This is a genomic window from Novacetimonas cocois, from assembly GCF_003311635.1.
Taxonomy (GTDB): Bacteria; Pseudomonadota; Alphaproteobacteria; order Acetobacterales; family Acetobacteraceae; genus Novacetimonas; species Novacetimonas cocois.
Window position 1 is genome coordinate 1 of sequence record NZ_QEXL01000003.1, and the last position, 14735, is coordinate 14735.

Genomic DNA, 14735 nt, shown 5'->3' on the forward strand with positions numbered 1-14735 from the left:
GGCAATCTGCCTCGCTGCAACCGTCATCTTCTGGCTATGAGTCCTGAGCCTAGGATTTAAAACCGGCAGAAGCTCTTTCTGATTTTTCAAACCGATCGGTCGTTTTCAAGCCTGCTTCCAAAGATATTGGAAGCAACCATGACTAACCCCAAACGATTTCTTCATCATGTGGAACCCTGAATACGCCTTTCCTGTACCTATGGGGTATTTTTAAATTACCGTCAAGTGACAAAAACCATGGAATCAATCTTCCCATCCCGGCAGATTCATGGGTGAAATCGACTGTTTTCCAGAGGTTTCGCGATGTATTCAGAATTTAAAATGTGCTGTTTATAAAAGGAGATATTCAATATTTACTTCAGAATTCGTGTGTCCATGTGGCGGTAGATATGCGAGGTTGTCACATAAATATAATATGCGGTTCATTTCAGCGGGCGGCAGGAGTTTCGATCTGATTTCGAAACGGTGAAGGTGAAAAGATTTATATGTGGTAACCCGCCGGGACGGACAGATGAAGTATGGTACTGCCCCGCCATGGCCATGCATTGCCGATGTGGATATGCCATTTCCGAAGTAATGCTGTAAGGCGCGGCATGGTGGACCGCCTTGTTTAATATCCAAAAACAGTTTGCAGCCATCCGGTGGCAATCCGGGACATATCGGTATCCGTCGTCCTGAATGAAGCCGTTCATCGCGCGGCAATGGCACATCACCCATTGGGATATGGCGATGCTTTCCTGCCGTGAGCCTGTTTCAGATAAAGATCATAATGACCACGACCGGATGTCCCGGCGTTGCCTCACAAAACACAAAGGGGACGAAGGATATCATCTCCCTTCATCCCCTTTGCATGCCCAGCGGTAGGCTGCGACGTATCAGGCGGCCGTGTCCTCTGCCAGCCTGTTGAGCGCACCCAGTGCCCTGCGGGCCTCCGTGATGCGCTGTGCGTTGGTCATCTCGCGAATGATCGCCAGCTTGTGGTCGGGGCGCAGCCGGACCTTGCTGTCCTTCTGTTGCGCAATCCATGTGACCAGGCCGGCGGGATTTACGAAACTGTTGTTGCGGAACTGGATCACCATGCCCTTTGGCCCAGCCTCCAGCCGTTCCACGCCCGCAGCCCGGCACATGCGCTTGAGCGCCACGACATCCAGCAGATTGCGGACCTCGTCCGGCAGGGGGCCGAAACGGTCGATCAGTTCCGCCTCCATCGCCTCGATTTCCGCGTCGTTGGCAAGGGCGGAAATACGTCGGTAAAGCCCCAGCCGCACCGGCAGGTCGGGCACGTAGGTATCGGGGATCAGGACCGGCAGGCCCAGTATGATGTTGGGGGTCCAGTCGCGATCTTCCGCCTTGCGCCGTCCCTTTTCATGACGCAGGTCGGCCACCGCATCCTCAAGCATCTGCTGGTAAAGCTCGATCCCGACCTCGCGGATATGTCCCGACTGCTCGTCGCCCAGCAGGTTCCCCGCCCCGCGCAGGTCCAGATCGTGGGAGGCCAGCGTAAAGCCTGCCCCCAGCGTATCAAGCGTCTGCATGACTTCCAGCCGTTTCTGCGCGGCAGCCGACAGGATATGCGTCTGCGGCCATGTCAGGTAGGCATATCCACGCTGCTTGCCGCGCCCCACGCGTCCGCGCAGCTGATAGAGCTGTCCCAGCCCGAACATGTCGGCGCGATGGATGATCAGCGTGTTGACCGCAGGCATGTCCAGCCCGCTTTCCACGATGTTGGTGGACAGCAGGATGTCATATTTGCCATCGCTGAATTCCGTCATGACCCGTTCCAGCTCGGTCGGTGTCAGGCGGCCATGCGCCTGCACGATCCGGGCGTCGGGCACGATCTCATTCAGCCGCGTCGCCATGCGGTCCAGATCCTCGATGCGCGGCACGACGCAGAACACCTGCCCCCCACGGAAACGCTCGCGCTGGATGGCTTCGCGGATCACGACGCTGTCGAAGGGCATGATGAAGGTGCGCACCGCCAGCCGGTCCGTCGGCGGGGTCGCGATCAGGCTCATTTCCCGAACGCCCGTCAGCGCCAGCTGCAACGTGCGTGGCAGCGGCGTGGCCGACAGGGTCAGCACATGCACGCCCTCACGCAGGGCCTTGAGCTTTTCCTTGTGCGCGACGCCGAAATGCTGCTCCTCATCGACGATCAGCAGGCCGAGATCCGCGAATTTGACGGTCTTGGCCAGCAGGGCGTGCGTTCCGATCACGATGTTGACCGTGCCATCCGCCAGTCCCTTGCGCACGGCGGTCGCTTCCTTGGCCGTGACCATGCGCGACAGCTGCGCGACCTTGATCGGCAGGTCCGCGAAACGGGCGGAAAATGTGCGGAAATGCTGTCGCGCCAGCAGCGTGGTGGGCACGACAACCGCCACCTGTCCCCCCGACATGGCGGCCACGAACGCCGCGCGCAGGGCGACTTCCGTCTTGCCGAACCCGACGTCGCCACACACCAGCCGGTCCATCGGGCGACCCGACGCCATGTCGTCAAGGACATCGGCAATGGCGCGTGACTGGTCCTCGGTCTCCACGAACGGGAAGCGGGCGCAGAATTCGTCCCACAGCCCCTCGGCCGGCGTCAGGGCCGGTGCCTCGCGCAGGGCGCGGGCCGCCGCCGTGCGGATCAGTTCACCCGCCATGTCGCGGATGCGCTGTTTCATCTTCGCCTTGCGCGACTGCCACGACACGCCGCCGAGCCTGTCCAGCGCGACCCCGGTCTGTTCGGAGCCGAAGCGGCTGAGCAGTTCGATGTTTTCGACCGGCAGGAACAGCTTTTCATTGCCGTCGTAAATCAGGCGCAGGCAGTCATGCGGGGCGGATCCCACGCCGATCGTCTCCAGCCCGTCATAGCGGCCGATGCCGTAATCCTGATGCACCACGAGGTCGCCTTCGGCAATCTCCGACGCCTCCGCGATGAACTGGTCGGCCTTCTTGCGGCGGCGCGGCGGGCGGGAGATACGCTCCCCCAGCAGGTCCTGTTCGGAGACGAAGGCCATGTCGTCGGCCACGAATCCACGTTCCAGCCCCAGCGTCAGCAGGCCGATCGTGCCTACCTTCATGCGGGCGGCTTCGCGCCATGTCGCGAATGACTGCACCGGCAGGCGGTATTCACGCAGCAGCACGCCCAGCCGTTCGGCGGACCCGCGGCTCCATGCCGTCACGAACGTGCGCCGTCCCGTCTGCGCCCATTCATTCATGCGCGCGCCCAGCATGGGAAACACGTTTTCGCGCATCCCGTCGGTTGCCGTCCTGGCGAACATCTGGCCCGGTCGTCCGCCCGCGTCGATGTCGGGGGCGCCGTCAGGCTGTGCAAAGGGCATGAAGACCATCGCCGGACGACCGGACAGCATGGCATCCCATGCCTTGCGATCCAGATACATCAGATGCGGGGGCAGCGCGCGATACGGCACCTCCCCTTCACGGGTAAGCTGGCGGCGAGCATCGAAATGATCCGCGATCATTTCCAGCCGCGCCGTAAACGCCTCTTCCGCCTGATGCGCCAGCGAGATGGAAACGCCCGGCAGGTAATCCAGCAGCGTTTCCATGTTTTCATGGAACAGGGGCAGCCAGTGTTCCAGCCCCGCGTGCCGCCGCCCCTCGGAAACGTGCTGGTACATCGGGTCTTCGGCCGCGGCGGGACCGAACAGGTCGCGCCAGCCGGTGCGAAAGCGCGAGATGCTGTCGGCGTCCAGGCTGAAATCAGCCACGGGCCGCATGACAAGGGATGTCTTCTGTGTCGTGGAACGCTGTGTCGCGGGATCGAATCCGCGAATGTTTTCCACTTCGTCGCCAAACAGGTCAAGGCGGACGGGTTCGGTTTCGCCCGCCGGAAAGATATCGAAAATTCCCCCGCGCGTCGCGAATTCGCCCGGTTCCATGACCGTGTCGGTCCGGTTGTAGCCGTTGGCGATCAGCAGTTCGATCAGGAATTCCTGATCCAGCGCCTCCCCGGTCGCGATGTTCAGCGACTGTCCCTCGAACGCGCGGCGCGGGGGGACGCACTGGATCAGTCCATTGACCGTCGTCAGCACGATGCGCGGACGTTTTGGTTTTTCCAGCAGGCACGTCAGGGTCGCGACACGTTCGGCCACGATGGCCGGGTTTGGCGAAACCCGGTCATATGGCAGGCAGTCCCATGCCGGAAAACGCAGGATTTCCGCGTCGGGGGCGATAAAGGACAGCAGGTCGCCAATCCGCGCCATTTCCGCGTCGTCGCGCGCGACATGGAGCAGCGGGCCCTCATGTTCCGACATGCGGCGGGCGAGAAGAAACGCGTCATATCCCTCTGGCACGCCCCATATCTGGGTCAGGCCGGATGTCTGTCGCGCGGCGCGGATTTCGTTCATTTGGGACCTCGGATCGCGGCCAGGCGCGCGGGGTCGTTCGCGTCCGCCAGGATGGCGCGCATCATGGGGGTGTCCACCTCCGGCGGGATGGGCCGGCGACCGCTGAGCCAGTCGGCGAGGTCGGCGTCGGGAAGCTCCATCACCTCTTCCAGCGCGTCGAGTTCGGCATCGGTCATGGTGGCAAGGCGCGGGGCGACAAAGCCGCCGATCAGCACATCGGTTTCATGCGTGCCCCGATGCACCGCGCGGTAATAGATACGGCGCCGACGCGGATCGAGGTGCGACATATCAGGATTGTTGGTTTGCATTGCGTTCCACCCCGTCATGGTTGCGTTTTGTTCTGTAACGCATTTGTCCTATAGCCGTCCCCGGGCTGTCTGTCAGCCCGGACGACCAGCATGCCAACCTGCCGGATGAACCGACGCGTGTCACCCTGTTCCCCTTCCCTGCCCGAACATGCCGACGCGCTTCTTGCGCCACTGCTGGCCGGCGTGGATACCCTGCCGGGCATCGGCCCGTCGGTTGCGCGCCTGATCGGGCGCGTGGCGCGTGGCGGCCGGGTGATCGACCTTCTGTTCCACCTGCCTGACGGGCTGGTGGACCGGCGTTACCGTCCCGCGCTTGCACAGGCGCAGGCCGACCGCGTCTGCACGTTCAGCGCACGGGTCATGCGGATCATCGCCCCGGAGGGCAGTCGCGGCCGCAAGCCGTGGCGCATTGTCGTCAGCGATGGGACAGGTCAGGCGGAACTGGTTTTCTTCTCCCCCTATCAGGCGCAGCGGCTGCGGGTGGACATGCAGATATGCGTGTCCGGCATGCTGGAACGTTTTGGCGATCGCCTCAGCATGCCGCATCCCGATTACATGGTACCTGCCGAACAGGCCACCACGATTCCCCTGCTGGACCCGGTCTGGCCCCTGACGGGCGGGCTGTTTCCACGCCACCTGCGCACCGCCCTGCAGGGGGCCTTTGCCCGGTTCCCCGTCCTGCCGGAATGGCTGGACCCGGACATGGTGCGGCAGCGCAAGTGGCCGGGTTTCGAGCAGGCCCTGAGGATACTGCACCGTCCTGCGGATTTTCCCGACCTGATGGAAGGGGATCGCTATACCGCCGCGAGCGAGCGTGCGCGGGCCCGCCTGTCCTATGACGAACTTCTGGCGATGCAGATCGCGATGGCGCGTGCCCGGATGGACAACCGTGAACGTCCCGGCCGCGCGATTGCCAGTACGGGCGCATTGCGTGGCGTCGCCCTGTCGCGCTTTGGTCACGAACCCACCACCGCCCAGACCCGCGTGCTGGAAGAAATCGGCTGCGACCTTGCCGCCCCTCATCGCATGACGCGCCTGCTGCAGGGGGACGTGGGTGCGGGCAAGACGCTGGTGGCGCTGCTCTCGATGCTGGGCGTGGTGGAGGCCGGGCATCAGGCCGTGCTGATGGCGCCGACCGAAATCCTTGCGCGGCAGCATCTGGCGACATTCCAGAAACTGTCGCCGGTGCCGGTCGCGTTCCTGAGCGGATCCGTGCGCGGGCGTGCGCGCAGGCAGGCGCTCGAAGACATCCGCACCGGTGCCGCGCCACTTGTCATAGGCACGCATGCCCTGTTTCAGGACAAGGTGGAATTCGCCGACCTTGCCTTTGTCGTCATTGATGAACAGCATCGCTTTGGCGTGGCGCAGCGCATGATGCTGGGTGAAAAGGGCGACCGGACCGACATGCTGGTCATGACGGCGACCCCGATCCCGCGCACCCTGCTGCTGACGCAGTGGGGGGACATGCAGGTCAGCCGCCTGGACGTGAAACCGGCGGGACGCAAGCCCGTGCGTACTTCCCTGCATGCGCTGTCGGCCATGCCCGAACTGGTGGCGGGCCTGCGACGGGCGCTGGACCGGGGGGCGCAGGTTTTCTGGGTCTGTCCCCTCGTCTCCGAAAGCGAGGCGCTGGATATCGCCGCGGCGGAAGCACGTTATGCGATGCTGCGTGAACATTTCGGCGATCTTGTCGGCCTTGCCCATGGTCAGCAGGACATCGCCGTGCGCGAGGAGGCGATCAGTGCCTTTGCCAGTGGCCGGACCCGCATCCTCGTCGCGACCACCGTAATCGAGGTCGGGGTGGATATCCCCTCCGCGACGGTCATGATGATCGAACATGCCGAGCGTTTCGGCCTTGCGCAGCTGCATCAGCTGCGTGGCCGCGTGGGACGCGGGCAGGCGGAATCCTTCTGCCTGCTGCTGCATGACAGCCATCTGGGCCAGACCGCGCGGCGTCGTCTGGCGCTGCTGCGCGATACGGAAGACGGGTTTGTCATCGCGGATGAGGATTTCCGCATTCGCGGCGGCGGGGATCTGGCGGGACACAGGCAGTCGGGGCTGCCGGATTTCCGCATGGCGGCAGGCGTGCATATCGAGCAGCTGCTGCGTGCGGCGGCACAGGATGCCCGGCGTGTCGTGGAGGATGGAGCGCCCGGCGTGCGCAGGCGTCATGCGGCCATCGGGATGCTGCTGGAACTGTTCTCGCGCACCGATGCGCAGAAAATCATGAAGGCGGGCTGAAGATCGGGGCTATGTCCTTCAGGCCGCATTCGGTTTCCACCATTTCGAGGAAGATGTCCGAAAACAGGCTCATCGGCTGGACGGACCGCTCAAGGCGCGCGCGCAGGATCGCCCCTTCCCATCCGATCCAGAAGAATTCGGCCCAGCGCAGGCAGATATGGCTGTAGGCAGGCGATGGCGTGTCGAATATGGCCATCAGGCATGCGGCCACGCGGCGCTCCCATCCCACCAGCACATTGCGCAGTTCCTGATGGAACGAGGGTGGCAGAATCGGCAGTTCCTGTCCCAGGTTGCCGATCAGGCTGCCCCGCCTGTAGCTGTGACGCATGATGCCGGCCTTGGCGTCCTCCATGAAATGACGCAGGCGCTGCAGGGGAGGATAGGTCCCGTCACCCAGCCATTTGTCGAGCTTTGCATTGAAATGCCCGGCATAGCTTTCGATGACGGCGATGCCGAAATCCTCCTTGTTCTTGAAATAATGGTAGAAGGAGCCTTTCGCCACGTCGGCGGCCTGCAGGATGTCGTCGAGTCCGCTTGCTGAAAATCCCTTTTCCGTCAGGGCTATGATCCCCGCCTGTATGAGCTGCTGGCGGATATCATGCTGTTCGGAGACGTCCTTGCGCGGCCGTCCCCGTCCGCGCCCCCCGGGGGGCTTTCTGGATGCGCTCGGGTTCATGTCAGGCATATCCCCCAGTCTCGGAAAAATGGCGGTGATTCAGGATGGAAAGTGGTGCGACGGTTTTTCCTGACAGGGTTAATGCCGCTTCGCCACCCTCGGTTTGTCACAAAATTGTTCAGAGTCGAAAAATGCTGTGGAATCCTGCGCTCGGAATATGCTTTAGATGTTGGTGATACCGATGCAGTTCATGCTAGGATCAAAAACAGGACGGAGAATATGTTTCCCGGCGGGCCGCCTGAATCACGGCAGTGCCAGACAGGCAAAACTCTATTCTGCGAACAAGCGTTTTCATATCGGCGGCTTCCCGAGACAGGGACCCGCCACCTAGACCTCGGGATTACGACCGTTGAGAAGTAACAGGACCGACCGCAGCTCCCGCTCACCGCGCCGCGGCGGATTTGACGATGATTTCATGTCGGCACCGTCATTCAATGACCGTGCCAGCGCACCCCGTCGCCCCTTTGCCGGCAGCGGAGGTCCGCAGATCGTCGCATCCGGGCCGGAGATTGGTGCCACTGTCAAGTGGTTCAATAGCGAAAAGGGATTCGGCTTTGTCGAACTGTCGGATGGATCGGGTGATGTGTTCCTGCATGCCAATGCACTGAACCCCACCGGTTTCGAGACGGTTTCCCCCGGCAGCACGCTTGTCGTGCGTATCGGTCAGGGCCCGAAGGGACGTCAGGTCGCCGCCGTGGTGTCCGTTGACGAAAGCACGGCGCAGCCGGAACGGCCCCGTGGCTTTGGTGGCCCGCGTGCCGGTGGCGGCTTCTCCCGCTCCGGTCGTCCGGCTCCCGACCTGTCGCAGGCACAGGACATGCGCGGCGTCGTGAAGTGGTATAATGCCACCAAGGGCTTTGGCTTCATCACGCCCGAAAGCGGCGGCAAGGACATCTTCGTGCATGCCTCCGCCCTGGAACGTTCGGGCCTGACCAGCCTTGCCGAAGGCCAGACGGCCAACGTGCAGGTGGTCGAGGGCCAGAAGGGTCCGGAAGCCGCTGCCATCAGCGTTGACTGATTTTCCCGTGGCCTGATGGAAAACATCAGGCCACGCAGGAATCAGAACAAGGCGTCCCTTGCGGGATGCCCTGTTTTTTTATGCCCGCTGGACGGAAGGTTACCCTCAGTCCTCACGTCCCTTGTTGCGCATCAGCCGCGCCTTGTCGCGTTGCCAGTCACGTTCCGCGATGGCATGGCGCTTGTCGGCTTTCTTGCGTCCCTCCCCTATTCCCAGCGTCAGCTTGGCAATGCCACGGCTGTTGAAATGGATGTCCAGCGGGACAAGGGTAACGCCGTTACGGGCTGTTTCCCCCAGCAGCCGGTCAATCTGCTTGCCATGCAGCAGGAGCTTGCGCGGGGCACGGGGTTCGAAGCGCGACAGGATCCCGCCCTGATATTCTGGGATATAGCTGTTGAACAGCCACAGCTCACCGTCCCGTTCGGCCGCATAGGCCTCGGTAATGGTGGCGCGCCCCATCCGCAGGCTCTTGACCTCCGGCCCCTTGAGGACCAGTCCGGCCTCCAGGGTTTCAAGGATGGTATAGTTGAATCGACCCTTGCGGTTCTGCGCGGCGATCCCGGTGGAGATCATGCCGCTGCCGTTTCTCTGTTTCGCTGCCATGGATCAGTCCAGCAATCCCGCCATCGACATGGCATCCTTGACGCGCGTGCGTGACGCGTCGCTGAGGGGGGCAAGCGGAAGGCGGCAGGTTTCCCCCATCAGGCCCAGCACGCTTGCGGCGAATTTCACGGGCACGGGATTGCTTTCGCAGAACAGGGCCTCATGCAGCGGGAAAAGCCGGTCATGTTTTTCCATGGCTTCCATGACGCGCCCATCGTTCCATGCGGCCTGGATTTCGGCGCACTGCGTCGGGGCGACGTTGGAGGTCACGCTGATGCACCCATCCCCGCCAGAGGCCAGGAACGCCACTGCCGTCGCGTCTTCGCCCGAAAGCTGTATGAACGGCTTACTGATGGCATGACGGGTCTGCAGCGGCCGCATCAGGTTGGTCGTCGCGTCCTTGACGCCGATGATATTGGGGTGTTTCGCCAGCCGCGCCATCGTCTCCACCGAAATATCGATGACCGAGCGTCCGGGAATGTTGTACAGGATAAGCGGGATCGTAATGGCGTCGGCCACCGCCATGAAGTGGCGATAGATCCCCTCCTGCACGGGCTTGTTGTAATAGGGGGCGACCACCAGAACGCCAGAAGCCCCCGCCGCCTGTGCATCGCGGGCCATCTTGATGGCCTCCGCCGTGCTGTTGGAGCCCGCGCCGGCAAGGACGGGAACGCGGCCATTGGTCGTCTTGATGGTGAATTCGACCACCTGCGCATGTTCTTCGGGGGTAAGGGTCGGGCTTTCGCCCGTGGTGCCGACAGGAACCAGCGCGGAACTTCCCTGCTGGATCTGCCAGTCGATGAAGCCACCCATGGAAGCCAGGTCGAGCGACCCGTCCTGGTTCATTGGCGTAATCAGGGCGGTAATGGAACCCTTGAACATGGTTGTTTCCACTTGCTTGTCAGATCCCGCCATCCGGATTCAGGCGAGCGGAGCGCGATGGCGAAGGATCTTTTTTCTGTCTGAACTCTGTGGGCGGGATACGGGCCCCGACCGCGACTGTCCCCTCACATATAGGTACGGGGACCGGGAATGGCAAAGCACCCCGATCTGGATCGTCCTGTCATTTCATGACGGGCGTCCCGGATGGCGGCGGGGATGCGTTGTCGTGGCGGAAGGGGGACGCGGGATAGACGCCGAGCAGATCGACCTGTTCGGCGAAAAACGAAAGCTCCCGCAGGGCCGCGGACAGTGCGGGGTCATCCGGGTGTCCCTCCACGTCGAGGAGGAACTGCGTGGCGGCGAACGATCCCTCCAGCATGTAGCTTTCCAGCCGGGTCATGTTGATCCCGTTGGTGGCGAACCCGCCCAGGACTTTGTACAGGGCGCCGGGCTGGTTGCTGACCCTGAACAGCAGCGTTGTCATGCTGTCGCGGATGCCACGGGGCAGTTCGGTCGGCGTGCGCGCGGCGATATAGAAACGGGTCGTGTTGTGGGCCGCGTCCTCGACATTGTGGCGCAGGATCACCAGCCCGTTCAGGTCCGCTGCAAGTGACGAGGCCACGGCGACGTCTTCCTTTCTGCCCCATTCGCGGACCAGTTCCGCGGATCCCGCCGTATCGAATTCCACGACGGGCTTCAGGCCCGTTTCGCGGATCAGCCCCCTGATCTGCGCCATGGCGACCGGATGGGTGTGGATGCGGCGCGCATCCTGCAGGGTCGTGCCGGGAATGCCCATCAGGCAATGTTCGACGCGCTGGAAATGTTCGCCCACGATAAACAGGTTCGACTGGGGCAGCAGCGCATGGATATCGGGCACGCGCCCCGCCAGACTGTTTTCACAGGCCAGCATCGCCGCATCCGCCCGGCCGTCATGCACGGCGGCGATCGTGTCGGCAAAGGTTTCGCAGGGCAATGTCGTCCAGCTTGGCCGGGCCTCGCGGCAGGCAAGATCGGAATAGGCCCCGGGCCTTCCCTGGAACGCGATGATTCCCGTGGCGTGCGCGTCTGTCATGTCAGGGCGCAGGTGGCCTGCCGGGCCGTCGCGCGGACGCGTTCAAGGTCCGCGGGCGTATCCACGCCAAAGGGTGCCTGGGCGATCCGGGCGCATCCGATGCGCATGCCCGTCTCCAGCGCGCGAAGCTGTTCCAGACGCTCTCGCTGTTCGAGGGGGGATTCCGGCGTGCTGACGAATCGCTGCAGCGCGGGGCGGCGATAGGCATAGATGCCGACATGGTGCCACAACGGCCCCGGTCCCCACGGAATGGCCATCCGGGAAAAATAGAGAGCGCGCGCGATGTCCGCGCCACTGTCGAAGGCGCATGCGACCTTGACCACGGACTCTGCCGCCGCTTCCGCCGCGTCGCGGACGGGTGCAACCAGCGTGGCGATATCCACCTGGGCATCGTCGAGGGGCTGCAGGACCTTGTGCAGGATATCCGGCCTTACCTCCGGCAGGTCACCCTGAAGGTTGATGACGATGTCATGCTGGCCCGCCGGGTCAATCCGCTCCAGCGCCTGCCATACACGGTCCGAACCCGATGGCAGGTCGGGATCGGTCATGACGGGCATTCCCCCGGCCTTTTTGACCGCTTCGGCAACGGCGGCGTCGCAGACCGCGACAGCCACCGGCCCGATACCGGCAGCCAGGGCGCGTTCAAGAACATGGGCGATCATCGGGCGGCCGGCGATATCGGCCAGGGGTTTTCCGGGCAGGCGCGATGACGCCATGCGGGCCGGTATTATGACAATCGGGTTCATGAAATCAGGTTTTGGCCCATCGGTTCATCTGAGGCGACACGTCACGTGCGCGCTTGTGGATGCTTCACATAAGCTGCGCGGCAGTCTAGGTAATGAAGCAAAGTCATGCAACCGCGCACGAAAGGTGTCTTTAAGGTATGAACACTCTACGGCTTAACCAGATGGGGGCAGCCTGTCTGGTTGCGGCGGTTGCATTCGGCGGCAGCTGGGTTCTGGGCGATATCCTTGTGCCCCATCACGCCGCGGCGCAGACGGCGGTTCCTATGCCGCAATCCGCGCCCGACGATGGACAGGATCCCCCGATCGAGACGCTGCTGGCGCATGCGGACGTGGCAAAGGGACGCGAACTGGCGGATCATCAGTGCGGGATGTGCCACAGCTTTGCCCCGCATGGTCCGTCCGTCATCGGCCCGGACCTGTTTGGTGTGATGGGCACGCACGTAGGCGACATCCCCGACTACGAATTTTCCGAAGCCCTGAGCGCGCATAAGAAAGACGTCTGGACCCCTGCCCTGCTGTCGGAATGGATCAGGAAGCCCGATGCGTTCGCGCCGGGCACCAAGATGGCCTTCCCGGGCGTTTCCTCACCGGTGGAACGCGCCAATCTCGTGGCGTTCATCCGCTCGCTTCATGATGGGGATAACTGATGTCCGGATCATTGCCGCAACGCGATCGGTTGCTGGACGCGGCGCAGGCGGCGGCGGACGTGGCCGGGTGTATCGTGCGGCCGTTTTTCCGTGTGGGCGTCGCGGCCGATGACAAGGCGGACCAGAGTCCCGTCACCATCGCCGACCGTTCCGCCGAACGCGCGATCCGCGCCGTTCTGGGCGAACGCCTGCCGGAACACGGGATCATGGGCGAGGAATTCGGGCTGGAACGCGCCGGTGCGTCCTATCGCTGGGTGATCGATCCTGTCGATGGCACGCGGGCGTTCCTGACCGGGCGTCCCACCTTTGGCACCCTGATCGCCCTGCTGCATGAGGGGGTGCCGGTGCTTGGCGTGATTGACCAGCCGATTACAGGGGAAAGGTGGATCGGGATCCGGGGCGAACGCACGCGCTATGTCTCGTCCTTTCCGGGGCAGGCGGGAACGCGGGCCTGCCCGGCGCTGGATCGGGCCGAACTGTCCTGCACGTCGCCGGAAATCCTTGAAGGGGCCTATCGGGCGCGATGGGATCGCCTGTCGCATGCCGTCAAGCGTACCTCGTGGGGGGGGGACTGCTATGCCTATGGCCTGCTGGCGCTGGGACAGGTGGATGTCATCGCCGAATGCACCATGAAGCCGTGGGACTGGGCCGCCCTTGTTCCCGTGATCGAGGGCGCGGGCGGCAGCGTGACCGACTGGGCGGGCCAGCCCCTGCGGCTGGATGGCGACGGGACCGTCCTGGCGCTGGGCAACCCGGCCCTGCTTTCCTCCGTCCGGGACCTGCTGGCGGATTAGGACATTATTCCTTCCTTAATCCCTGTCCCGCGTGAAACCGCCCTAGCCATGCGCCATGCAATCAGATAGGGCATCCCTTTGATCGAACAAGCGTGAGCACTCGACATGACTCAGCCCTCCGTCAGCCATCTTTCCCTCTCCAAGGACAAGATCCGCATTCTCCTCCTCGAAGGGGTGCATGACAGCGCGGTCGCGCTGCTCAAGGAAAATGGGTACGAGAACGTTACCCGCCTCAAGACCGCGCTCGAAGGCGAAGCCCTGCGCAAGGCGCTGGAGGGGGTGCATATCGTGGGGATCCGTTCGCGCACACAGCTGACGCGCGACGTGATCGAGGGCGCGGACCGCCTGATCGCCATTGGCTGTTTCTGCATCGGCACCAATCAGGTCGATCTGGTCGCGGCCCGTGAAAGCGGCATTCCCGTTTTCAACGCGCCGTTCAGCAACACCCGCTCCGTCGCCGAACTGGTGATGGGCGAGATTGTCATGCTGATGCGCCGGATCTTTCCCAAGTCGGTCGAATGCCATGAGGGCATATGGAACAAGTCCGCGCACAACAGCTGGGAAGTCCGTGGCAAGACGCTGGGGATCGTGGGATACGGCTCCATCGGGTCGCAGCTTTCCGTGCTGGCCGAAGCCTTTGGCATGCGCGTGTTCTATTACGACGTGATTGACAAGCTGGTGCACGGCAATGCCCACCCCGTCGCGACGCTGGAGGAACTGCTGGCGCTGAGCGATGTCGTCAGTCTGCATGTGCCGCAGACGCCCGAAACCGCGAACATGATGGGCGAGGCGCAGATCCGCGCGATGAAGCCGGGATCCTTCCTGATCAACAATGCCCGTGGGAACGTGGTGGACCTGTCCGCCCTTGCCGCGGCACTCAAGGACGGGCATCTGCTTGGCGCGGCGATCGACGTGTTCCCCAAGGAGCCCAAGGCCGCGGGCGAAAGCCTGGAGACGCCGCTGCGCGGGCTGGACAATGTCATCCTGACGCCGCATATCGGCGGTTCCACGGCCGAGGCGCAGGAACGGATCGGTCAGGAAGTGGCCCGCAAGCTGCTGGAATATTCCGATATCGGTTCCACACTGGGGGCGGTAAATTTTCCTACCGTGCAGCTGCCGGAAAATCCGCACGGCACCCGCTTCATGCACGTGCACACCAATGCGCCGGGCGTCATGCTGCAGATCAATGAGATCTTCTCGCGCGAGGACTGCAACGTCACCGCCCAGTACCTGCAGACCGCCGGTGAACTGGGATACGTGGTGGTCGAAGCCGATACGGGTGGCGATGTGGAGAAGGACAACCGCATCCTGTCCATGCTGCGGGACCTGAAGGGAACGATCCGCGCCCGCCTGCTCTATCAGCAGCGCTGAGCGACGAACCGTCCTTCCCTGTTGCGTG

12 protein-coding genes are annotated in these 14735 nt (G+C 63.1%); 5 read left to right on the forward strand and 7 right to left on the reverse strand.

Translation table 11 applies throughout. The features are described 5' to 3' along the window. Positions 1-875: 875 nt before the first annotated feature. Entirely contained in the window at positions 876-4349 is a 3474-nt protein-coding gene (mfd, locus tag NJLHNGOC_RS02980; RefSeq protein WP_113595041.1) for a transcription-repair coupling factor, read from the reverse strand. Beyond that, entirely contained in the window at positions 4346-4657 is a 312-nt protein-coding gene (locus NJLHNGOC_RS02985) for an FAD assembly factor SdhE (RefSeq protein ID WP_110530289.1), read from the reverse strand. Before NJLHNGOC_RS02985 ends, mfd begins: the two co-directional genes overlap by 4 nt. Before the next feature lie 105 nt (positions 4658-4762). Here NJLHNGOC_RS02985 and recG point away from each other — a divergent pair, with 105 nt between their 5' ends. Further along, positions 4763-6898 carry an ATP-dependent DNA helicase RecG gene (gene recG, locus NJLHNGOC_RS02990; protein ID WP_113595042.1) on the forward strand — a complete coding sequence of 712 codons (2136 nt, stop codon included), beginning with the start codon at positions 4763-4765 and terminating at the stop codon, positions 6896-6898. On the opposite strand, the gene acuR is transcribed toward recG, so the two are convergent. Then, positions 6882-7574, reverse strand: a complete 693-nt coding sequence (gene acuR / locus NJLHNGOC_RS02995) for an acrylate utilization transcriptional regulator AcuR (protein ID WP_113595156.1) — start codon at positions 7572-7574, stop codon at positions 6882-6884. The genes recG and acuR overlap by 17 nt on opposite strands. Before the next feature lie 349 nt (positions 7575-7923). Here acuR and NJLHNGOC_RS16570 point away from each other — a divergent pair, with 349 nt between their 5' ends. Further along, entirely contained in the window at positions 7924-8592 is a 669-nt protein-coding gene (locus NJLHNGOC_RS16570) for a cold-shock protein (protein WP_110530294.1), read from the forward strand. A gap of 105 nt (positions 8593-8697) precedes the next feature. On the opposite strand, the gene smpB is transcribed toward NJLHNGOC_RS16570, so the two are convergent. From smpB to NJLHNGOC_RS03020, 4 genes are all read right to left on the reverse strand, one after another. Then, a complete protein-coding gene (smpB, locus tag NJLHNGOC_RS03005; protein WP_113595043.1) occupies positions 8698-9195 on the reverse strand; it encodes an SsrA-binding protein SmpB in 498 nt (165 codons plus the stop codon). A gap of 3 nt (positions 9196-9198) precedes the next feature. Further along, entirely contained in the window at positions 9199-10089 is an 891-nt protein-coding gene (gene dapA, locus NJLHNGOC_RS03010; RefSeq protein WP_206059692.1) for a 4-hydroxy-tetrahydrodipicolinate synthase, read from the reverse strand. A 169-nt stretch (positions 10090-10258) separates the two neighbouring features. After that, positions 10259-11149, reverse strand: coding sequence for a prephenate dehydratase (locus tag NJLHNGOC_RS03015; RefSeq protein ID WP_113595044.1), 891 nt, complete (start codon positions 11147-11149; stop codon positions 10259-10261). Further along, the gene (locus tag NJLHNGOC_RS03020; RefSeq protein WP_113595045.1) at positions 11146-11895 is read right to left on the reverse strand and encodes a 3-deoxy-manno-octulosonate cytidylyltransferase; all 750 of its coding nucleotides are present in this window, start codon (positions 11893-11895) and stop codon (positions 11146-11148) included. Before NJLHNGOC_RS03020 ends, NJLHNGOC_RS03015 begins: the two co-directional genes overlap by 4 nt. Before the next feature lie 137 nt (positions 11896-12032). Here NJLHNGOC_RS03020 and NJLHNGOC_RS03025 point away from each other — a divergent pair, with 137 nt between their 5' ends. The 3 genes from NJLHNGOC_RS03025 (at position 12033) to serA (ending at position 14707) form a co-directional block, all read left to right on the forward strand. After that, positions 12033-12542 carry a c-type cytochrome gene (locus NJLHNGOC_RS03025; RefSeq protein WP_113595046.1) on the forward strand — a complete coding sequence of 170 codons (510 nt, stop codon included), beginning with the start codon at positions 12033-12035 and terminating at the stop codon, positions 12540-12542. Then, positions 12542-13336, forward strand: a complete 795-nt coding sequence (locus NJLHNGOC_RS03030; protein ID WP_113595047.1) for an inositol monophosphatase family protein — start codon at positions 12542-12544, stop codon at positions 13334-13336. The genes NJLHNGOC_RS03025 and NJLHNGOC_RS03030 overlap by 1 nt, the downstream gene beginning before the upstream one ends. A gap of 105 nt (positions 13337-13441) precedes the next feature. After that, entirely contained in the window at positions 13442-14707 is a 1266-nt protein-coding gene (gene serA / locus NJLHNGOC_RS03035) for a phosphoglycerate dehydrogenase (protein WP_113595048.1), read from the forward strand. The last annotated feature ends 28 nt before the right edge of the window (positions 14708-14735 follow it).

Bases quoted from the DNA above. Each gene is read 5' to 3' on its own strand.
- recG (WP_113595042.1), top strand. From the start codon at position 4,763: ATGAACCGACGCGTGTCACCCTGTTCCCCTTCCCTGCCCGAACATGCC.
- NJLHNGOC_RS03020 (WP_113595045.1), bottom strand. From the start codon at position 11,895: ATGAACCCGATTGTCATAATACCGGCCCGCATGGCGTCATCGCGCCTG.
- NJLHNGOC_RS03030 (WP_113595047.1), top strand. From the start codon at position 12,542: ATGTCCGGATCATTGCCGCAACGCGATCGGTTGCTGGACGCGGCGCAG.
- NJLHNGOC_RS03015 (WP_113595044.1), bottom strand. From the start codon at position 11,149: ATGACAGACGCGCACGCCACGGGAATCATCGCGTTCCAGGGAAGGCCC.
- NJLHNGOC_RS02985 (WP_110530289.1), bottom strand. From the start codon at position 4,657: ATGCAAACCAACAATCCTGATATGTCGCACCTCGATCCGCGTCGGCGC.
- serA (WP_113595048.1), top strand. From the start codon at position 13,442: ATGACTCAGCCCTCCGTCAGCCATCTTTCCCTCTCCAAGGACAAGATC.
- mfd (WP_113595041.1), bottom strand. From the start codon at position 4,349: ATGAACGAAATCCGCGCCGCGCGACAGACATCCGGCCTGACCCAGATA.
- smpB (WP_113595043.1), bottom strand. From the start codon at position 9,195: ATGGCAGCGAAACAGAGAAACGGCAGCGGCATGATCTCCACCGGGATC.
- acuR (WP_113595156.1), bottom strand. From the start codon at position 7,574: ATGAACCCGAGCGCATCCAGAAAGCCCCCCGGGGGGCGCGGACGGGGA.
- NJLHNGOC_RS03025 (WP_113595046.1), top strand. From the start codon at position 12,033: ATGAACACTCTACGGCTTAACCAGATGGGGGCAGCCTGTCTGGTTGCG.